At 61.4% G+C, this 19,617-nt stretch carries 22 protein-coding genes, 1 tRNA gene and 1 pseudogene; 7 read left to right on the top strand and 17 right to left on the bottom strand.

Going from position 1 to position 19,617, the window contains the following annotated elements; all coding sequences use genetic code 11:
* Window position 1: 1 nt before the first annotated feature.
* The 3 genes from lysA to argH all read right to left on the bottom strand — a co-directional run bounded on the left by lysA (window position 2) and on the right by argH (window position 2,977).
* Window positions 2–1,270, bottom strand: coding sequence for a diaminopimelate decarboxylase (lysA, locus tag AC1DJO_RS10725; protein WP_477970394.1), 1,269 nt, complete (start codon window positions 1,268–1,270; stop codon window positions 2–4).
* A 12-nt stretch (window positions 1,271–1,282) separates the two neighbouring features.
* The gene (gene lptM / locus AC1DJO_RS10720) at window positions 1,283–1,477 is read right to left on the bottom strand and encodes an LPS translocon maturation chaperone LptM (RefSeq protein ID WP_112386127.1); all 195 of its coding nucleotides are present in this window, start codon (window positions 1,475–1,477) and stop codon (window positions 1,283–1,285) included.
* Window positions 1,478–1,573: 96 nt separating this feature from the next.
* A complete protein-coding gene (argH, locus tag AC1DJO_RS10715) occupies window positions 1,574–2,977 on the bottom strand; it encodes an argininosuccinate lyase (protein WP_477970392.1) in 1,404 nt (467 codons plus the stop codon).
* A 42-nt stretch (window positions 2,978–3,019) separates the two neighbouring features.
* On the opposite strand from argH, the gene tlpA reads away from it, so the two are divergent.
* Window positions 3,020–3,682 carry a thiol:disulfide interchange protein TlpA gene (gene tlpA, locus AC1DJO_RS10710; protein WP_477970390.1) on the top strand — a complete coding sequence of 221 codons (663 nt, stop codon included), beginning with the start codon at window positions 3,020–3,022 and terminating at the stop codon, window positions 3,680–3,682.
* Window positions 3,683–3,688: 6 nt separating this feature from the next.
* Here the strand turns inward: tlpA and AC1DJO_RS10705 are convergent, their stop codons facing one another.
* From AC1DJO_RS10705 to AC1DJO_RS10675, 7 genes are all read right to left on the bottom strand, one after another.
* Entirely contained in the window at window positions 3,689–4,567 is an 879-nt protein-coding gene (locus AC1DJO_RS10705) for a 3-hydroxybutyryl-CoA dehydrogenase (RefSeq protein ID WP_112386124.1), read from the bottom strand.
* 150 nt (window positions 4,568–4,717) lie between these two features.
* Window positions 4,718–5,647, bottom strand: coding sequence for an electron transfer flavoprotein subunit alpha/FixB family protein (locus AC1DJO_RS10700; RefSeq protein ID WP_112539032.1), 930 nt, complete (start codon window positions 5,645–5,647; stop codon window positions 4,718–4,720).
* A 22-nt stretch (window positions 5,648–5,669) separates the two neighbouring features.
* Window positions 5,670–6,419, bottom strand: a complete 750-nt coding sequence (locus AC1DJO_RS10695) for an electron transfer flavoprotein subunit beta/FixA family protein (RefSeq protein ID WP_112539031.1) — start codon at window positions 6,417–6,419, stop codon at window positions 5,670–5,672.
* A 181-nt stretch (window positions 6,420–6,600) separates the two neighbouring features.
* Complete coding sequence (locus AC1DJO_RS10690; protein ID WP_477970387.1) at window positions 6,601–7,356, bottom strand: rhomboid family intramembrane serine protease; 756 nt, start codon at window positions 7,354–7,356, stop codon at window positions 6,601–6,603.
* Between the two features lie 36 nt (window positions 7,357–7,392).
* The gene (locus AC1DJO_RS10685) at window positions 7,393–7,971 is read right to left on the bottom strand and encodes a cob(I)yrinic acid a,c-diamide adenosyltransferase (protein ID WP_477970385.1); all 579 of its coding nucleotides are present in this window, start codon (window positions 7,969–7,971) and stop codon (window positions 7,393–7,395) included.
* Window positions 7,972–7,994: 23 nt separating this feature from the next.
* Entirely contained in the window at window positions 7,995–8,198 is a 204-nt protein-coding gene (locus tag AC1DJO_RS10680) for a twin transmembrane helix small protein (protein ID WP_112386119.1), read from the bottom strand.
* 18 nt (window positions 8,199–8,216) lie between these two features.
* A complete protein-coding gene (locus AC1DJO_RS10675) occupies window positions 8,217–9,050 on the bottom strand; it encodes an SDR family oxidoreductase (protein WP_477970383.1) in 834 nt (277 codons plus the stop codon).
* A gap of 76 nt (window positions 9,051–9,126) precedes the next feature.
* Between AC1DJO_RS10675 and AC1DJO_RS10670 the strand changes: the two genes are divergently transcribed.
* Complete coding sequence (locus AC1DJO_RS10670; RefSeq protein WP_310296139.1) at window positions 9,127–10,092, top strand: YihY/virulence factor BrkB family protein; 966 nt, start codon at window positions 9,127–9,129, stop codon at window positions 10,090–10,092.
* Here the strand turns inward: AC1DJO_RS10670 and gluQRS are convergent.
* On the bottom strand, window positions 10,057–10,938 hold the full coding sequence (gene gluQRS, locus AC1DJO_RS10665; protein ID WP_477970381.1) for a tRNA glutamyl-Q(34) synthetase GluQRS: 882 nt from the start codon (window positions 10,936–10,938) through the stop codon (window positions 10,057–10,059). The genes AC1DJO_RS10670 and gluQRS overlap by 36 nt on opposite strands.
* Between gluQRS and AC1DJO_RS10660 the strand changes: the two genes are divergently transcribed.
* Together AC1DJO_RS10660 and AC1DJO_RS10655 are read left to right on the top strand one after the other, a co-directional pair.
* A complete protein-coding gene (locus AC1DJO_RS10660; protein ID WP_477970379.1) occupies window positions 10,937–11,623 on the top strand; it encodes a DNA-3-methyladenine glycosylase family protein in 687 nt (228 codons plus the stop codon). The genes gluQRS and AC1DJO_RS10660 overlap by 2 nt on opposite strands.
* A 111-nt stretch (window positions 11,624–11,734) precedes the next feature.
* A complete protein-coding gene (locus AC1DJO_RS10655; RefSeq protein WP_477941359.1) occupies window positions 11,735–12,292 on the top strand; it encodes an HNH endonuclease in 558 nt (185 codons plus the stop codon).
* Window positions 12,293–12,307: 15 nt separating this feature from the next.
* Here the strand turns inward: AC1DJO_RS10655 and AC1DJO_RS10650 are convergent, their stop codons facing one another.
* From AC1DJO_RS10650 to AC1DJO_RS10640, 3 genes and pseudogenes are all read right to left on the bottom strand, one after another.
* Complete coding sequence (locus AC1DJO_RS10650; RefSeq protein ID WP_477970377.1) at window positions 12,308–12,823, bottom strand: disulfide bond formation protein B; 516 nt, start codon at window positions 12,821–12,823, stop codon at window positions 12,308–12,310.
* Between the two features lie 19 nt (window positions 12,824–12,842).
* Complete coding sequence (locus tag AC1DJO_RS10645) at window positions 12,843–13,439, bottom strand: YqaA family protein (RefSeq protein WP_477941360.1); 597 nt, start codon at window positions 13,437–13,439, stop codon at window positions 12,843–12,845.
* A gap of 126 nt (window positions 13,440–13,565) precedes the next feature.
* Window positions 13,566–15,328 (bottom strand): annotated as a pseudogene (locus AC1DJO_RS10640) (cation:proton antiporter domain-containing protein).
* Between the two features lie 239 nt (window positions 15,329–15,567).
* Between AC1DJO_RS10640 and AC1DJO_RS10635 the strand changes: the two are divergent.
* Together AC1DJO_RS10635 and AC1DJO_RS10630 are read left to right on the top strand one after the other, a co-directional pair.
* Window positions 15,568–15,777: a hypothetical protein gene (locus AC1DJO_RS10635; RefSeq protein ID WP_112386110.1), complete on the top strand. Its 210-nt coding sequence runs from the start codon at window positions 15,568–15,570 to the stop codon at window positions 15,775–15,777.
* A gap of 164 nt (window positions 15,778–15,941) precedes the next feature.
* A complete protein-coding gene (locus tag AC1DJO_RS10630) occupies window positions 15,942–16,229 on the top strand; it encodes a hypothetical protein (RefSeq protein ID WP_112386109.1) in 288 nt (95 codons plus the stop codon).
* Window positions 16,230–16,299: 70 nt separating this feature from the next.
* On the opposite strand, the gene AC1DJO_RS10625 is transcribed toward AC1DJO_RS10630, so the two are convergent.
* Window positions 16,300–16,384, bottom strand: a tRNA-Leu gene (locus AC1DJO_RS10625).
* A gap of 119 nt (window positions 16,385–16,503) precedes the next feature.
* Window positions 16,504–17,799, bottom strand: a complete 1,296-nt coding sequence (locus AC1DJO_RS10620) for an MFS transporter (RefSeq protein WP_112517680.1) — start codon at window positions 17,797–17,799, stop codon at window positions 16,504–16,506.
* A 126-nt stretch (window positions 17,800–17,925) separates the two neighbouring features.
* On the opposite strand from AC1DJO_RS10620, the gene AC1DJO_RS10615 reads away from it, so the two are divergent.
* Window positions 17,926–18,513 (top strand): TetR/AcrR family transcriptional regulator, encoded by a 588-nt coding sequence (locus tag AC1DJO_RS10615; RefSeq protein ID WP_477941363.1) that lies wholly within the window; start codon window positions 17,926–17,928, stop codon window positions 18,511–18,513.
* Window positions 18,514–18,532: 19 nt separating this feature from the next.
* On the opposite strand, the gene AC1DJO_RS10610 is transcribed toward AC1DJO_RS10615, so the two are convergent.
* Window positions 18,533–19,513 (bottom strand): aldo/keto reductase, encoded by a 981-nt coding sequence (locus AC1DJO_RS10610; RefSeq protein WP_477970375.1) that lies wholly within the window; start codon window positions 19,511–19,513, stop codon window positions 18,533–18,535.
* Window positions 19,514–19,617: the final 104 nt, after the last annotated feature.

Here is a 19,617-nt window from a genome sequence, read left to right as displayed (position 1 = left end):
ATCAGTCGAGCCATGCCGGGACGGAATCAAGGCCGATCAGTTCCTCGTAGGTCCGGCGCGGCCGGATGACGTGGAAATCGGAGCCCTTGACCAGCACTTCCGGAACCAGCAGGCGGCTGTTGTAGGTGCCTGCCTGCACGGCGCCATAGGCGCCACCGGACATGACGGCGAAGAGGTCACCCGGCCTCGGCATTGCCATCTCGCGGTCGAGCGCCAGGTAGTCGCCGGTCTCGCAGACCGGGCCGACGATATCAGCCTTGATGCGCGGCGCGTTGGCGGCAGAGATCACCACGGGCTTGATCTCGTGCCAGGCCTCGTAGAGCGTCGGGCGGATGAGATCGTTCATCGCGCCATCGACGATGACGAAGGTCTTCTCGCCGCCGTCCTTCACATAGATCACTTCGGTCACCAGGATACCGGCATTGCCGACGATGAGGCGGCCGGGCTCGGTGACGATCTTGCAGTTGAGGCTGCGCAGCTGGTTCTTGACGATCGCCGCATACGCGTCGGGCAGCGGCGGCGGGTTGTTGTCGTCCTTGTAGGGAATGCCGAGACCGCCGCCGATATCGACATGGTGAATGTCGTGGCCGTCGGCGCGTAGCGTGGCGACCAGATCGTGCAACAGCTTGAAGGCATCGTCGAAGGGCTGCAGCTCGGTGATCTGGCTGCCGATATGCATGTCGATGCCGGTCACCTCGATACCGGGAAGTGTCGCAGCGCGCGCATAGACGGCGCGGGCACGCTCCCAGGAGATTCCGAACTTGTTTTCCTTCTTGCCGGTCGAGATCTTCGAATGCGTCTTGGCATCGACATCGGGGTTGATGCGGAAGGAAACCGGCGCCTTCTTGCCGGCCTTGACGGCGCGGCTGTTGAGGATCTCGAGTTCGGGTTCGGACTCGACATTGAAGCAGTAGATGCCGGCTTCGAGCGCGAAATCCATCTCATGCGGCGTCTTGCCGACGCCGGAGAACATGATGCGGGATGCCGGGATGCCGGCGGCCAATGCGCGGCGCAGCTCGCCTTCTGAGACGACGTCGATGCCGGCGCCGAGCTTGCCGAGGGTCTTGAGGACTGCCTGGTTCGAGTTCGCCTTCATGGCATAGCAGACCATGGAGTCGACATCACTGAAGGCTTCGGCGAAGACGCGGTAATGGCGCTCCAGCGTTGCGGTGGAATAGCAATAGAAGGGGGTGCCAACGGCCTTGGCAATTTCGGGAACAGGAACGTTCTCGGCGTAAAGTATGCCGTCGCGATACTCGAAGTGGTTCACGGCTTCAGCCTATCAGAGCAGGGGATCGAGAAGGAAAGGCTTGTCGGCAACGCCCGGCTGTTTCGTCGGCTTGGAGGAATCGCCGCCCTTCGTTGCCTGCGCACTCGGCGGATCGAGATCGCCTTTGCGTCCACATCCGGCAACGGCAAGGCCGACGACGGCAAGAACGACCGTCAGGCGGATGAGGTGCGGCAAGCTGGTCTGCATGGGTATCCTCTTGGAGCGGCACTGGTGGACATCTTCATAGCGAAGTTTATCCAGCTTGTGCACCCTGATTGTTGCGCTGTTGCTGGCGGTCCGAACTCAGTTGCGGCCGCGCCAGTAGGCGATCTGCTTGCGCACTTCTGACGGGGCGGTCCCGCCGAAGCTCTTGCGGCTGGCAACCGAGGCTTCCACCGTCAAAACGCCGTAGACTGCGTCGGTGATCGCAGAATTGATCGCCTGCAGATCGGCGAGCGGCAGCTCGGCGAGATCGCAGCCCTTGCTTTCCGCCAGCGCCACGGCACGGCCGGTCACATGATGGGCATCACGGAAAGGAAGGCCCGCTTCGCGCACCAGCCAGTCGGCTAGATCGGTCGCGGTCGAGTAGCCGGAACCGGCCGCCGCCTTCATGCGTACGGTGTTGATGGTCATGTCGCGGACCATGCCGGTCATGGCGGCGATCGCCAGTTCCAGGCTTTCGGCAGCGTCGAAGACCTGTTCCTTGTCTTCCTGCATGTCCTTGGAATAGGCGAGTGGCAGGCCCTTCATGATGGTCAGCAGGGCCACCAGCGAGCCGTTGATGCGGCCGGTCTTGGCGCGCACCAGCTCGGCAGCGTCAGGGTTCTTCTTCTGCGGCATGATCGACGAGCCGGTGGAGAAGGCGTCGGAGAGGCGGACGAAGCCGAATTGCGGCGTCGACCAGATGACGATTTCTTCGGCGAGGCGCGACAGATGCATGCCGGCGATCGCGGCGATCGACAGGAATTCGATGGCGAAGTCGCGGTCGGAGACGGTGTCGATCGAATTGCGGGTCGGCTCACGGAAGCCGAGCGCCTTGGCCGTCATGTGACGGTCGATCGGGTAGCCGGTGCCTGCCAGTGCCGCGGCGCCGATCGGGCTCTCGTCGAGATGCTCGATGGCATGGCGCACGCGCGAGCGGTCGCGGCCGAACATTTCGACATAGGCCATGCAGTGGTGACCGAAGGTGACGGGCTGGGCAGTCTGCAAATGGGTGAAGCCGGGCATGACGCTGTCGGCATGTTCTTCGGCGCGGTCGAGGAAGGCTGCGATCAGGCCGGTCAGCATCGCCTCGGTCTTCTGCAGCTCTTCCTTGACCCAGAGGCGGAAGTCGAGCGCCACCTGGTCGTTGCGCGAGCGGGCGGTGTGCAGGCGCCCGGCGGCGGGGCCGATCAGCGTTGCCAGGCGGGCTTCGACATTCATGTGAATGTCTTCGAGCTGGCGCGAGAATTCGAAATTGCCGCTTTCGATTTCTGACAGGATCGTGTTTAGCCCGTGAACGATCTTGTCCTTATCGTCGGCTGATATGATGTCCTGATGGGCAAGCATCGTCGCGTGGGCGATCGATCCGCGGATATCCTGCGCGAATAGCTTCTTGTCGAAACCGATCGAGGCATTTATCTCCTCCATGATCGCATCGGGGCCGGAAGCGAAGCGTCCGCCCCACATCTGGTTGGAGGATTTGGTGTCCGTGTTGCCGTCGGCCATCGAAGCTGCCTGCCTTGAAAGATGCATGTCCTGGAGAATGAAATGACGACAAGAAAGCCGCTTGGGCTGCCATCCCTGAAATTGATCTCGATAGCTGCCGTCGCAGGCATAATTGCCGGTGCGGCAGCGGTTTACATTAAGGAGACGGGGTCTGGCAATGGCGGCGGCGAAACGGCGTCCGGCCAATGCGCCGCAGCAAAGGACCTAGCGCAGAAGATCACGCCGCTCGCCAAGGGGCAGGTCGCGGCAATGGTCGCTGCCAACGAGCCGCGCAAACTGACATCGGTCGCCTTCAACGATGCTGACAACAAGCCTGTCACGCTCGACAATTTTGCGGGAAAGACCGTGCTTCTCAATCTCTGGGCAACGTGGTGCGTGCCCTGCCGCGAGGAGATGCCGGCGCTGAATGCGCTCGAGAAAGAGATGGGCAGCGACAAGTTCCAGGTGGTCGCCGTCAACATCGACACCGGAGACGACGAGAAGCCGAAGGCCTTCCTCAGCGAGACCGGCGTCGATTCCCTGAAACTCTACCGCGACAATACGATCGGCGTGTTCAATGGCCTGAAAAAGGAAGGCCTTGCCTTCGGCCTGCCGGTCACGCTGCTGCTCGACGACAAGGGATGCCTGGTCTCGGCGATGAACGGCCCGGCTGCCTGGGACAGCGAGGATGCGAAGGCGCTGATCAGGGGTGCGATCGGCCTCTGACGCCGCTTAGCGGGTCGGGACCGGCACTTCGCCGCGGTAATCGTAGAAGCCGCGGCCAGACTTGCGGCCGAGCCAGCCTGCTTCGACATACTTCACCAGCAGCGGGCAGGGGCGGTATTTCGAATCCGCGAGACCGTCATGCAGGACCTGCATGATCGAAAGGCAGGTGTCGAGGCCGATGAAATCGGCAAGCTGCAGCGGACCCATCGGGTGGTTGGCGCCGAGCTTCATGGCGGTGTCGATGGCATCGACGGTGCCGACGCCTTCATAGAGCGTGTAGATCGCCTCGTTGATCATCGGCAGCAGGATGCGATTGACGATAAAGGCCGGGAAGTCTTCGGCGACCGTGACGGTCTTTTCCAGCGAGGCAACGAATGCCTTGGCGGTGGAGAAGGTCTTCTCGTCGGTCGCGATACCGCGCACCAGTTCGACGAGCTTCATCACCGGTACCGGGTTCATGAAGTGAATGCCCATGAAATGTTCAGGGCGGTCGGTGGCCGATGCCAGACGGGTGATGGAAAGCGACGAGGTGTTGGTGGCAAGAAGCGCTTCCGGCTTCAGGACCGGACAGACCTGGGCGTAGATCTTGCGCTTGACGGCTTCTTCTTCGGTCGCGGCCTCTATGACGAGATCGGATGGGGCCAGATCGTTGAGATTGGCGGAGCCGGTGATGAGCGAGAGGGCTGTCTTGCGCTCTTCCTCGGTCATCTTGCCGTTGGTCACCTGCTTTGCGAGGTTGCCGTTGATGGTGGCCAGGCCGGACTCGATGCGGTCCTGGCTGAGGTCATAGATATGGACCTTGTAGCCTGCAGCGGCCGAAACGTGCGCGATGCCGCAACCCATCTGGCCCGCACCGACAATACCGATCGTCTTCAACGCGCTCATATCCAAACCCCCGCGGCAGTCGCCCCCGCGAGCGCAGCCGTATTTTTTAATGAAATTGCCGGGCAAAATGATCGCCCGGCAGCAGTAGTAGTCCCATAAGAGATAATTTTCCAGTCATTCGCAAGTGCGAAAAGCTGGCATCGTGCCTGCTCAAAGAGCTTTCTGCAGCTCTGGGAGGGCTTCGAAGAGGTCGGCGACGAGGCCGTAGTCGGCAACCTGGAAGATCGGTGCTTCCTCGTCCTTGTTGATGGCGACGATCACCTTCGAGTCCTTCATGCCGGCCAGATGCTGGATGGCGCCGGAGATGCCGCAGGCGATGTAGAGCTGCGGGGCGACAACCTTGCCCGTTTGCCCGACCTGCCAGTCGTTCGGCGCATAGCCGGCATCGACGGCAGCGCGCGAGGCGCCGACGGCAGCGCCGAGCTTGTCGGCAACCGGCAGGATGACCTCCTGGAACTTCTCGGCAGAGCCAAGCGCACGGCCGCCGGAGATGATGATCTTGGCGGAGGTGAGTTCCGGACGATCGGAGGAGGAGAGTGCATCCTTGACGAAGGTCGAGAGACCGGAGCCGGAAGCTGCCGAGACCGTCTCGACGGATGCCGAGCCGCCGTCAGCCGCAGAGGTGAAGGATGCGGTGCGCACCGTGATCACCTTCTTGGCGTCAGCAGACTGCACCGTCTGAATGGCGTTGCCGGCATAGATCGGCCGCTTGAAGGTGTCGGCGGAGACGACTTCGATGATTTCCGAGATCTGCGCGACATCGAGCAGGGCGGCAACACGCGGCAGAACGTTCTTGCCGGTCGAGGTCGCAGCCGCGATGATCGTGTCGTAGCTGCCAGCGAGCGAGACGATCAGATCGGAGAGCGGCTCGGCCAGATTATGGGCGAGTTCGTCGCTTTCGGCGAGCAGAACCTTGGAAACGCCTGACAGTTTGGCAGCCGCATCGGCAGCCGCCTTGGCGCCCTTGCCGGCGACCAGCACATGCACGTCGCCGCCAATCTTGGAAGCGGCCGTCAGTGCCTTACCGGTCTGGTCGGAAAGGGTCGCATTGTCGTGGTCAGCCAGAAGAAGAATGGCCATGGATATATTCCTTTCTCGAACCTTAGAGGACGCCGGCTTCGGTCTTGAGCTTCTCGACGAGCTCGGCGACCGACTTCACCTTGACGCCTGCCTTGCGGCCGGAGGGCTCTTCGGTCTTCAGCACCTTGAGACGCGGCTCGGTGGAGACGCCGAAATCAGCCGGGCTCTTCTTGTCGAGCGGCTTCTTCTTTGCCTTCATGATGTTCGGAAGCGACGCATAGCGCGGCTCGTTGAGGCGAAGGTCGGTGGTAACGACAGCCGGAAGCTTGACGTCGATCGTCTGCAGGCCGCCGTCGACTTCACGGGTCACGGTTGCCTTGCCGTCACCGATCTCGATCTTCGAGGCGAAGGTCGCCTGGGCGGTGCCGAGCAGGGCTGCCAGCATCTGGCCGGTCTGGTTACTATCGTCATCGATTGCCTGCTTACCGACAATCACGAGACCCGGCTGTTCGGCATCGGCGACGCCCTTGAGGATCTTGGCAACGGTGAGCGGCTCGATGGCATCATCGGTCTCGACGAGAATGGCGCGGTCGGCACCCATGGCGAGCGCGGTGCGCAGTGTCTCTTCGGCCTTGGCGGGACCGATCGACACAACGACCACTTCCTCAGCCTTGCCGGCTTCCTTCAGCCGCAGCGCCTCTTCCACCGAGATCTCGTCGAACGGGTTCATCGACATCTTGACGTTGGCGAGTTCAACACCCGTGCCGTCAGGCTTGACGCGGATCTTCACGTTGTAATCAACCACCCGCTTCACAGGAACGAGAATCTTCATGGGGTCCTTCCTTCAAACTCTTTCGCCAGGAAAATGCGCGTTTCGGCGCTGCTCCGATTGTCGAATGGCGACATGGATACGCGTTTTTCCTCCAAATACAACGCTGGCCAGTCGCAGACAGACAAATTGGAGACCGGAAATATATTACGTTTACGTTCACGTCAATATTGTGGGCGTGCCGTCAGGAGTGGCTGTCTTCGGCTGCGACGGCACGGCGGATGGCAGGCGTGCTGCGCACCGCGCGCGGCGTGACGATCTCCCGGTCGAAGAGGGGCACATCGCGGCGCTTCAGGAGCAGGACGAGGATGGCGCCTGCGAGGATGCCGCCGACATGCGCGCCCCAGGAGACGTCGCTATCCGTACTGATGACCAGCATGAAGAACTGCTGGCCGACCCAGAGCAGCAAAGGAATGAAGGCGGGAAGCGGCAAGGGCACTCGGAAGAACACCAGCACCCAGACTTTGACGCGCGGATGCAGCACGAGATAGGCCGCCACGATGCCCGATATGGCCCCTGAAGCACCGATCAGTGGCGCCTGGGATTCAGTCGCCAGCAGGCCGTGGCAGAGCGCGCCGAATGCGGCGCAGGCCAGATAGAAGATAAGAAAGCGCAGATGCCCCATGGCATCTTCGACATTGTCGCCGAAGACCCAGAGGAAGATCATGTTTCCCGCCAGATGCCAGAAGCTGCCATGGAGGAAGGCGTAGCTGATATAGGTCAGCGGCTCGGGGATCAGTTCCAGCTCGGGCGGCAGGATGGCATGATCGAAGGCGACGGCCGGGATATAACCGAGGCCGACGGTTGCCGCCTTGGCGATATCAGGAGAGGCAAAGCCGGTGAACAGCCAGATCGCGACATTCGCGGTGATCAGGGCAAGCGTTACCCACTGCACCTTGATATGTTTCAGCGTATTGGCGTCGTGCAGCGGAATGAACATGAAAGCCTGCCCCCGGCGATCCTCGTTGCCGGGAACCTATCTGTTTTTTCCGGGAACCCAAAGCACATCCGCGCGGCCCTGGTCATTCGCATGACGGGCGGCAACGAAGAGGAAATCGGAGAGGCGGTTGACGTATTTCAGCGCCTCCTGGCCGACCGTCTCGCCTTCGGTTCGCGACAGCGCCACCATCAGCCGCTCGGCGCGCCGCGAGATGGTGCGCGCCAGATGCAGATGCGCGGCAGCCGGCGAGCCGGCCGGCAGCACGAAGGATTTCAAAGGGTCTAAATCGGCGTTCAGCCTGTCGATATCAGCTTCCAGACGGGTCACCTGGGCGGCGACAATGCGCAGCGGCTCATAATCGAGCGGCTTGCCGGTGTCGGGGGTCGCAAGATCGGCGCCGAGATCGAAGAGGTCGTTCTGGATGAGCATCAGCATCCGGTCGAGCTCTGGGTGATCGCCGGTGTGGAGCCTGACGACGCCGATCGCCGAATTCGTCTCGTCGATTGTGCCATAGGCTTCGATACGCAGATCGTGCTTCTGCCGCCGGGGGCCGGAGACCAGCGCGGTCGTGCCGTCATCACCGGTCTTGGTGTAGATCTTGTTGAGCTTGACCACTCGTTCCCCCAGTTCTCAATGCGTCAGGTCGGGCGGCCGCCGCCGGTCAGCCACAGTGTCAGCATGATCAGGATGACGGCGATCGCCTGCAACAGCACGCGCAGCTGCATCAGCTTGTTCGACAGGTTGGAATCGCCGCCCTTCATCATGTTGAAGAGGCCGCGGATCAGCACCAGCGCGACGAGGCCCATGACGATGATGGCGAGAATGTAAGTGGCCGTGGACATGGCATTCGGCTTTCTTGGTCAGTCGGTCCAGCGCATCAGGCGATAGAAGAGGTCTGCAGGCAGCAGTCTCTTGAGCATCATGCCCTGCTTTGCTGGAACCGTTACAGGATAATGTGGCTTCGGATTCTTCGAGTTCAATGCGTCCTTTAGCACCGCATAAACCGCATCCGGTTGAAGTTTATGTCGGCTGACCGGGCCGCTGCCGTCAAGCCGGGCAAGCTGGCGGCGATAATCTGCCGCATGCACGGAGCCTCTGATGTCAATGTGCTCGTTGATCTTGGCGAGCGCGTTGGCAGTAAAGCGCGAGGCGATCGGGCCGGGTTCGATCAGGCTGACATGGATGCCGCTGCCCTGCAGCTCCATGCGCAGCGTCACGCTCAGACCTTCGAGGGCGAATTTTGATGCGGTGTAGGCGCCGCGATAGCGGTAGGGCACGACGCCGAGGATCGAGGAGCACTGCACGATGCGGCCGCTGCCTCGCTTGCGCATCAGTGGCAGCACGCGGCGTGTCAGTTCATGCCAGCCGAAAAAGTTGCTCTCGAACTGTTCGCGCAGCACATCCGTCGTCAGATCCTCGACGGCGCCCGGCTGGCCATAAGCGCCATTGTTGAAGAGGGCGTCGATGCGGCCGCCGGAGACGGCTTCGATCTCGCGCATGAAATCGCCGATGGAATCGGTATGGGCATAATCCATGCGGAAGGCTTCTATGCCGTCCGCCTCAAGCGATCCGAGATCTTCCTGCTTGCGTACAGTGGCGAAGACACGCCAGCCGTCAGCCTTGAGAGCGCGTGCGCAATAGGCACCGATCCCGGATGAACATCCGGTAACGATGATGGTGCGCGGCTCTGCCATTCATTGATTCCTGTACAAACTGGGACTCGTTTCCCATATTCGCACCGAGGTTACAATCGCCAGCGCCGGAGATGGAATGCCGAAGATACTGCGTATGCTCTATGAGGTGGTCTATGACGCGATCTGCCATCTCATTGAGGACGACGGCTTCGCCATGGCGAGCCATGTGGCGCTTTCCACCCTGCTTGCCGTCTTTCCGTTCCTGATCTTTGGCACGGCGCTTGCGAACTTCCTCGGCGCCGATCAGTTTTCGATGACGGCGATTCACATCATCTTTGATACCTGGCCGGAAGCGATCGCCAAGCCGCTGGCCGATCAGGTTGTGCAGGTCCTAACTGTGCCGCGCGGCGGGCTGCTGACCATCTCGGTTCTCGCTGCCGCCTACTTCGCCTCGAATGGCGTGGAGGCGCTGCGCATCTCGCTCAACCGCGCTTACCGGGTTCAGGAAACGAGGCCCTGGTATTTCACCCGTCTCGCCAGCCTTGGATATGTGCTTGTCGCCGTCATCATTTTTGCGGCCATCAGCATCCTGCTTGTGGCGGTTCCCGTTGGTCTCGACTATGCCCGCGAATGGCTGCTCCACAACGACGCTTTCGAGTGGATACCGCCGACTGTTCGCCAGTGGCTGCCGGTTATCGTCGATACGCTGGAGGTGGTCTTCAGCTGGCGTATCTATGGCACGCTGGTGATGCTGACGCTCGGCTTGCTGGTCGTGCATCTCTGGCTTCCGTCCGGGCGACGCAAGGTGTTCGACGTCATACCGGGCGTGTTGCTGACGCTGCTTCTCTGGCTCGCGGGCGCGCTGATCTTCGCCTATTATCTGGCAACCTTCGCCAATTACAACGCGACCTATGCCGGTCTCGCCTCGGTGATGGTGGTGCTGATCTTCCTTTATATGGTTGGGGTGATCTTCATTATCGGCGCTGAACTGAACGCGGCGCTGCTGAAATTTCGGGTTCGGGCGATCTTCAAGCGCAATTTTCTCAGTGGCAATGGCCACAAGCGCTCAGAGGCCGACAAGCTGCCGGATGTCGGCGGCTGAAAGACCCTTGGCCCGTAGTTCGGCAATCCCGGTATCGCCCTCGCTTTTCGAGAGCTTGCGTCCGGATGCATCGGTCACGAGCCGGTGGTGATGATAGGCGGGCTCCGGTAGGCCGAGCAGAACCTGCAGCAGCCGGTGAACCGATGTTGCGTGGAAAAGATCGAGCCCTCGGACGACATGGGTCACGCCCTGGAGCGCGTCGTCGAGAACGACGGATAGATGATAGCTCGATGGCGCGTCGGAGCGGGAGAGAATGACATCGCCCCAGGCGGCCGGGTCGGCTTCAACGCTGCTGCGTTCGCCGTCTCCGGTGTCGGTCCAGCTCAGGTTTGAACCGGCGGCCTCCAGCGCGCGGCGCATGTCGAGCCGCCATGCATGTTTGAGGCCTGCGCTCAGCCTGTCCGCTCGCTCCACCTCGCTCAATTCGCGGTCGTCGGCGGGATAGAGCGGTGAACCGTCCGGATCGCGCGGCCATGGCACGCCTGCTGCCTCATGGGATGCGACCTTCGTTTTCACTTCGCCGCGGGTCATGAAGGACGGATAGACGAGGCCGCGGCCGATCAGCTGCTGGAGCGCTGCCTGATACTCGCCGAAATGCTCCGATTGCCGGCGCGCCGGCCTCTCCCATGAAATGCCCAGCCATTCCATGTCGCGGTAGATGCCATCTTCGAAATCGGGTGTGCAGCGCGTCAGATCGATGTCTTCTACGCGCAACAGCAACCGGCCAACGGCTGCATCGGCCATGTCCTGATTGATGAAGGCGGAAAGCGCATGGCCGAGATGCAGCGGCCCGTTGGGGCTGGGGGCAAAACGGAAAACGGGCTTTTGACGCTGAGTCGTGGTCATGCTTTCTTCTGCCACGGATTCGAAACCACCGCGAGGCGACGTGCAGATCATTCGAAACGAGGGCGATGTCGAGCAGGGGCTGGCTGAATTGCTGCGGCTCGATCCGCGTCTTTCAACTGTCGCCGCCGATGCCGGGCCGCTGCCCTTGCGGCTGCGCGAGCCGGGTTTTGCCGGTCTCGCGCATATCATCGTTTCGCAAATGGTCTCGCGGGCGAGCGCCGAAGCGATCTGGCGGCGAATGCTGCCTGCCGATGGAAAGCTGACAGCCGAAAGCTACGTGCTGCTGCATGATGCGGCTTGGCGGGAATTCGGCCTGTCGCGCGCCAAGGCCTCGACGCTGTCAGGGATCGCGACCGCGGTCGCAGCCGGACATCTTGATCTGACCGCACTTTCGGTGCTGCCGCCAGACGAGGCGCTGCATGCGTTGACGGCGCTGAAGGGCGTCGGTCCCTGGACGGCAGAGGTCTATCTGATGTTCTGCTGCGGCCATGCCGATATTTTTCCATCCGGCGACGTTGCGCTGCAAAATGCCGTCGCCGCGGCATTCGGTCTCGTCGAACGGCCGCAGGCCAAGGTGCTGGCGGCAATGGCGGCTGTCTGGACACCGTGGAGATCCGTGGCCGCAAGGCTTTTCTGGGCGTATTATGCGCAGAAACTCGGCCGCGGGCTCGTGCCGGTGGCTTGATCGGCAACACTCATCGAATTGCCGTTATTGACTGAATTTATTGGACTTCACAAGGCTGTCACAACCGGCCTAATATAAGGATGCAGATGCCGAATCGATCAGGAGAGTCCCTTGACGATTGCAGTCTCCCCCCAGGCCCTGCCGGCGCTCGTTCTGAACGCTGACTACAGGCCTTTGAGTTATTATCCCTTGTCGCTCTGGTCCTGGCAGGACGCGATCAAGGCGGTCTTCCTTGACCGTGTGAATATCATCGCAGAGTACGAACACTCGGTTTCTTCGCCGAGCTTTTCAATGCGTCTACCCAGCGTCGTTTGCCTCAAGACCTATGTTCAGCCATCGCGCAATCCCGCATTCACGCGCTTCAATGTGTTCCTCCGGGACAAGTTCGAGTGCCAGTATTGCGGCGATCACAACGACCTGACCTTCGATCATGTCATCCCGCGCGCCCATGGCGGCGAGACGACCTGGGAGAATGTCGTGGCGGCCTGCTCCCCCTGCAATCTCAGGAAGGGCAGCAAGCTACCGAAGCAGGCAGGCATGTTCCCGCATCAGAAGCCGTACCAGCCGACGGTGCAGGATCTGCACAATAACGGCCGGCTCTTCCCGCCGAACTATCTGCACGACAGCTGGCTCGATTATCTCTACTGGGATACCGAACTGCAGCCGTAACGGCAGACGCCTTTGTCAGGCCGACTTGCGGACGCCGATAAAGGCGAAGGCCGCGAGCACGAGGCTTGCAATCACGTTCCAGCCCGCAAAGGACAGGCCGAGCACGCGCAAAGCCGCGTCGGTGCAGGATGGTCCCTTGATGGTGTTGAGTTCGGTCAGCAGATCGCCGGCATTCTGCGTCATGCTGCCTGCCGTCGTCGAGCAGGTCGTGGGGCCGGCCCAGAAGTGCCATTCGACGCCCGAGTGATAGACGCCCATGCCGGCGCCGACGACCATCAGGGCGCCGGCTGCAAGGAGGAGCGCACGCGACATCCAGTTCGGGAGGCCGAAGAGCGAACCGACCACGCCAAGGAGCGCGATCGGAATGGCGTAATAATAGGGCTGGCGCTGCATCAGGCAGAGCGCGCAGGGGATGTAGCCGCCGATATACTGGAAGCCGAGCGCCGTGCCGACCACGACCGCCATGGCGACGGCGAGGACCAGCGAATAGATGAAGACCGGACGGCTGACGGATGGGGCAATGGCAGTCATGGCGGGGCTCCGCGGAGTTTCAGTGGGCAATGAGCTTGTAGGCAACGCCGAGGGCGATCAGCACCACAGCCGCGATGGCGGCGAGCTGGCCGAGACGCTTCTCGATGAAGTGCCGGATCGGCTCGCCGTATCGGCGCAGCAGCCAGGCGAGGAAGAAGAAGCGGGCGCCGCGGGCGACGATCGCCGAGATGACGAAGAAGCCGAGATTCATGTGGATGACGCCGGCGAGAATGGTGACGATCTTGATCGGCGGCAGGTGCGCCAGACCCGATGTCACCAGAAGCAGCAGCAGGATTTCCCACTCGTCATGGATATAGACCCTGAGCTGCTCGAAGGCTTCGAGCTTGCCGTAGAATTCCAGGACAGGACGGGCGAGCGCATCATAGGCGTAATAGCCGAGCGCCCAGCCGGCGATGCCGCCGAGGACTGAGGCGACCGTTGCCACCAACGCGTAGCGATAGGCGCGTTCCGGCTTGGCAAGCGCCATCGGAAGATAAAGGACATCGGCCGGAACGAGAAAGACGGAGCTTTCGACGAAGGCGATAACGGCGAGCCAGACTTCGGCCGACTTGCGGGCGGCGAGAGACATGGTCCAGTCGTAAAGTCTGCGGAGCATTCCATTCCTTTCGTGCTGCGGTGCAAGAGCATTAGGCGGCGGGTTAGGCGCTGTAAATGCTCACTGTGGCAATGATAGTGGCGCCGGCGGTGAAATTTTTCGTGATCCGGCGGCAGATGACCATGTTCAGGTTTCCGCCGAAGGCTCGCGCGGTTCGGGATGGGCGGCGCGTTTGGCGCGCATCACGTTCATTTCCGTGCGTTCGCGCGCCATATCGCTGACCGCTGCCCTCAAAGCCGGGTGGCGTGCCGTGAACATGTAAAATCGCGGCGTTCCAGAACCAGGAACTGGCAGAAGTCGATGGCGATGACATCGGCCGTGCGGCGCCCGCCCGAGAGCAGCGCCATCTCGCCGAAGAACGAGCCCGGCTCGAGCCGGACAGGCCCGCCATTGACGCGCACTTCGACGGCGCCCGAGGAGATGAAATACATGCCGTCGCCGCGATCGCCCTTGCGGACCACGCGTTCGCCGGGGAGCGCGGATTTCGGCCGGAAGAGGAGCAGCAATTCTTCCTGCGAATGCTCATCGACCTCCGCAAACATCGGGAAGGTCTCGACCAGCTTCTGCATTTCCAGCTGGTGCTCGCGCTCGCGCTCCTCGCCGAGCAGCCGGTTCTTCTCGAGCTCGCGCCCCAGCACATCAAGGCGCTTGCGGCCATAGCCGTCGTAGAGATGCGGCCACTTCTTGTGGACGCGCTTGTGCGCGACCTCGGCTGCGAGGCAGACCAGCGGATTGAGCGTGATCGACAGAATGGCGGCTGCGAGGATGAGATCTTGTCCCTCTTTCGGCATGAGGCCGAGCGAGACGCCGAGGCTTGCCAGGATGAAGGAGAATTCGCCGATCTGCGCCAGACCGCCCGCCACTGTCAGGCCCATGCCGACAGGGAAGCGCAACAGCATGACGATACCGAAGGAAATGATCCCCTTGCCGATGATGATCAGCGCCAGCGCACCGAAGACCGCCATCGGCTCCTGCAGCAGGATCGACGGATTGAAAAGCATGCCGACCGAAACGAAGAACAGCACCGAAAAGGCATTCTGCAGCGGCAGCGAATCCGCGGCGGCGCGGTGGCTGAGGTTGGACTCGCTCATGACGACGCCGGCGAAGAAGGCGCCGAGCGCGAAGGAAACGCCGAAGATCGCCGCCGAGCCGAAGGCGATGCCGAGCGCGATCGCCAGAACCGTCAGGGTGAAGAGCTCTCGCGAGCCGGTGCGGGCCACGAGGGTCAGAAGCCAGGGTACGACCTTGGGGCCGAGCACGACGGCCATGATGGCGAAGGCGGCGACTTTCACCAACGTCAGTGCGATCGTCAGCGGCAGGGGCAGGCCCGCGCCATGAGCGACTGCATCGCTCGCGTGGCCGCCCAGCAACTCGGCGAGCGCAGGAAGCAGGACGAGCGCCAGCACCATTGCCAGATCTTCGACGATCAGCCAGCCGATCGCGACGCGGCCGCTGGCCGTGTTGATGAGATTTCGCTCTTCCAGGGCTTTCAGAAGCACGACGGTACTGGCGACCGAGAGGCTGAGGCCGAAAACGATCCCGGCTCCCAGGCTCCAGCCCCAATAGGTGCAGAGCGCCACGCCAAGCAGTGTCGCAAGCAGGATCTGGATGATGGCGCCTGGAACCGCCACGCCGCGCACGGCCAGAAGGTCGCTCGCCGAAAAATGCAGGCCGACGCCGAACATCAGCAGGATGACGCCCATTTCTGCAAGCTGGCTTGCCAGTCCTGTGTCGGCGACGAAGCCGGGCGTGAATGGCCCCATCAGGATCCCGGCCATCAGATATCCGACCAGCGGCGGCAGCCGCAGCCGGTCGGCGACATAGCCGAGCACCGCCGCAAAGACGAAGCTTACGGCGACTGTTGCGATAAGGCCTGCTTCCTGATGCACGTCGTCCCCTTGCCGTTCGTTGCGGCGCCACTTTGAACGAAGGGCAAGCAAAATTAAACACTTGATTTGAACGGTAGCACGGCGGCTCGCAGGAATTTTGGCAGGAGATGTGCCTGCGCAGTATCTGGAATGAGACCTCGCGCAAGCATTCCGTCAAGGTTGCAACAGCCTGAAGCCAGTTTCGGCGCTCAATATGAGCTCGCACTAAAACAGTCGATGCCATCTCATTGGAGAATTCCATGCGAGAATTAGGAACTGTTGCGGCGGCCGCCAGCCACTACTGCGATGATACTGTCGAATTCGGCTATGTCAGGGAGGTCTTTCTCGAGGATGAGGCCTGCTGGGGCGTCTTCGACGCCGACGGCGATGTCATCTTCGTTGGTGATGATCTCGATGAATGCCGCTCCTTCGCTGCGAAGGAAGAGATACGGATACAGCTGATCCACTAGGAACGGCATTCGGCAGGGTCCTTGCCGCTGGCCTGTTATGAGGCGGTGGTAACCGAATTGCCGCGTAATTTTGCAAAAAATACGAATCCGGCCGCTTTTTTGAGGGTGTTCGCCAAATATGTGCTAAGGGCCCCTCAGAAACTTAAAACAGGCCTTTTACAATTATGATCGAACTTACCCCCGCCCTCATCTCTGCGCTGAAGCTTGCCAAGGACGGCGACCTTCATCCCCAGGCCACGAACAAGTGGACTCATGAGAACGCCACCGTGACCTACGCAAAGAACGACCGGTGGAAAGAGCGTCCGCAGAAGATCAAGTCCGTGACGCCCAAGTCGATCGAAGAACTGAGCGGATCCGGCCTCATCGAGCGCCGCAACCTCGACACCGACGCCGCCAAGGATGTCTACGGCATCACCATGGCCGGCAAGATGTGGCTGCTGAAGAACAAGTAGACGCAGACGGTTCGGCAGGCTTCGCAGGCACGCTAGGGGACGCAGCTCTAAGGGCTGCTTTTCCGGGAGGTGGTGCCCCATGCCGGAGTCGAACCAGCACTTCTTTCGAAACTCGATTTTGAGTCGAGCGCGTCTACCAATTCCGCCAATGGGGCAACGGATACCGACGGGCGGGTGTCTAACATGCGATTGCCCGCGCATGCAAGACGGCGGGCGGGGTTATCCGGCTGATTTGATATGGCTTCCGGCGCAAATGCGCCGGAAGCCATTTTCGTTAGTGGGCGACGGCGGATCCGGCGCTGCCAAGGCCCGGCTTCTTCAGTGTGATCGCCAGGATCGAGGCGAGCAGGCAGAAGGCGCCGGCGATGAAGAAGGCCGGAAGATAGCTCTGAAGCTCGGTGCGCGACAGGCCGGCGCCGTAGGCGGCGGTTGCTGCGCCCAGCTGATGGCCCGCGAAGACCCAGCCGAAGACCAGGCCGACCTTCTCCTTGCCGAAGCGATCGGCGGCTATCTTGACGGTCGGCGGCACCGTGGCGATCCAGTCGAGACCGTAGAAGACAGCGAAGATCGACAGGCCATAGAAGGTGAAGTTGCTGAAGGGCAGGAAGAGCAGCGAGAGGCCGCGCAGGCCATAATACCAGAAGAGCAGCCAACGATTATCGAAACGGTCGGAGAGCCAGCCGGAACCGATCGTGCCGAAGAAGTCGAAGATGCCCATGACAGCCAGAACGCTGGCGGCTGCGACCGGGAGGATGCCGAAATCGCCGCAAAGCGTGACGAAATGCGTCTGGATCAGGCCGTTGGTACTGAGGCCGCAGATGAAGAAAGTGGCAAACAGGATCCAGAAGGTCGAGGTTCCCGAAATCTCCTTGAGGACGACAAGCGGCATCTTCAGAGCGTCGATCAGCGTGCCGCGGGCGGGCGCCGCCGTCACGTGTGCCTCGCCGACCGATGGCAGGTTCAGATCCGATGGGCGGTCGCGCATGAAGAGAAGGACGACAAGGGCGGCGACCATGATCATGGCGCAGACAAAGAAGACCGTCGAGCGCCAGCCGAAGCGCTCGGTCAGTTCCGCCATCAGCGGCAGGAAGACGAGCTGGCCGGTGGCTGAGCTCGCCGAGAGCATGCCGACGACGAGGCCGCGATGCTTGGTGAACCAGCGGGCCGAGACGGTTGCGGCAAGGACCATGGCCGTCAGGCCGGTGCCGAAACCGACGACGATGCCCCAGAGCACCAGAAGTTGCCAGAGCGAGGTCATGAACAGCGAGCCGATAAAGCCTGCGCCGATCAGGCCGAGGGCAAAGACGATGACCTTGCGGACGCCGAAGTAATTCATGAAGGCGGCGGCGAACGGACCCATCAGGCCGAAGAGGATGAGGCGGATCGCCAGGGCAGAAGAAATCTGCGAGGTCTCCCAGCCGAATTCATCCTGTAACGGCTTGATGAGAACGCCGGGTGCGCCCATGGCGCCTGCCGTCACCAGCATGGTCAGGAAGGTAGCGGCGACGATGATCCATCCATAGTGAATGTTTCGCCGGGCGAGGGTAGAGGCTAGCGCTGTGGATACCATGGGGCGTGTTCCATTTATGGAGCTGATCAATACATCACCGATTTAGATGATGATCATCATATTTGTTGCGTATTGATGATCGGCATCATATAAATTGTCAAGCGACCAATTTCAGGAATTGTTTTGATGCGTGTCAGCCGCGAAAAATTTGCCGAAAACCGTGAGAAGATCATCCAGGCGGCGGGTGTGATGTTTCGCGAGAACGGCTTCGATGGCGTTGGTGTTGCCGACATCATGAAGGCCTGCGGGCTGACGCATGGCGGTTTCTACGGCCACTTTCAGTCGAAGGACGAATTGCAGATCGAGGTCAGCCGGGCGCTGGTCGCGCGGGTTGAAGTGCGCTGGAAGGAGCTGATCGCGCAGTCTCCTGATCGGCCGCTGGAGGCGCTTATCGAGCACTATGTCTCCTGGCGGGCCGTCGATGATCCCGGCAACAGCTGCGTCTTCGTCTCGCTGATGGACGAGGTCGGGCGAAGCACTGGCGCGGTACGCGAAATTTTCAACGATGGCTTCGAGAAGCTTGCGGCAATCCTGGCTGAAGTCGTCCCCGGCGACACGCCAGAAGAACGGCGCAAGAACGGCTTTACCACGCTGTCGTCGATGATGGGGGCGGTCAGCCTGGCGCGGGCCGTCCAGAGCCGCGAACTGGCGGCGCAATTCCTCTCGTCGATGCGTGAGAGGTTGGCGCCGAAATCGGCGCCGCTCAAGGTTTGAGACGGCGCCGGCCGTTTGCTTATTTGAAGCCTTCGACGCGGTGGGGAATGTAGGGTTCTTCGAGGGCTGCGATCTCCTCCGGCGTCAGTTTAACCGCCAACGCGGCGACGGCATCGCTCAGATGACCCGGCCGGGATGCGCCGATGATCGGTGCCGTGATTGCGCTCTTCTGCAGGATCCAGGCCGTTGCGATCTGCGCACGAGGCACGCCATGCTCCTTCGCCAGACGGCCAACGGCGTCGATGATCTTGCGGTCGGATTCTTCGGCCTGACGGTAGAGCGTCTTGCCGAATTCGTCGCTTTCGGTGCGGGCCGTCTGCTCGTCCCAGTCGCGCGTCAGGCGGCCGCGGGCAAGCGGGCTCCAGGGAATGACGGCGATCTTCTGGTCCTGGCAGAATGGCAGCATCTCGCGCTCTTCCTCGCGGTAGAGCAGATTGACGTGATCCTGCATGCTGACGAATTCGGTCCAGCCGTTGAGGCGCGAGGCATAGACCATCTTGGCAAATTGCCACGCATGCATCGAGGAGGCGCCGATATAGCGGGCCTTGCCCGATTTCACGACGTCATGCAGTGCCTCCAGCGTTTCCTCGATCGGCGTCGAATAGTCGAAGCGATGGATCTGGTAGAGGTCGACGTAATCGGTGCCGAGGCGGCGCAGGCTGTTGTCGATCTCATCGAAGATCGCCTTGCGCGACAGGCCGGCGCCGTTCGGGCCCGGGCGCATGCGGTTGAAGACCTTGGTGGCGAGCACGATGTCTTCGCGCTTGGAAAAGCTCTTGATGGCCCGGCCGACGATCTCTTCGGAAGAGCCGTCGGAATAGGTGTTGGCGGTGTCGAGGAAGTTGATGCCGAGATCGATCGCCTGCTTGAGGATGGTGCGGCTTTCCTCTTCGCCGAGCGTCCAGGCATGGTTGCCGCGACCGGGATCGCCGAAGGTCATGCATCCCAGGCATATTTTCGACACTTCGAGGCCGGTCTTGCCGAGTTTTACATAATCCATTGAAATGACTCCGTGATTGAATAAACGCCGCCGCCTGCCGAGTAATCTAGGGCCAATACGGGCGAAGTGTCAGCAGACTGTGGGCAGAAATTTGCAGCGCTCGG

The sequence above is a fragment of the Rhizobium sp. 05N430 genome, assembly GCF_056396985.1.
Note: the sequence above shows the minus strand (reverse complement) of the source record. Positions and strands in the feature narration are given on the sequence as shown.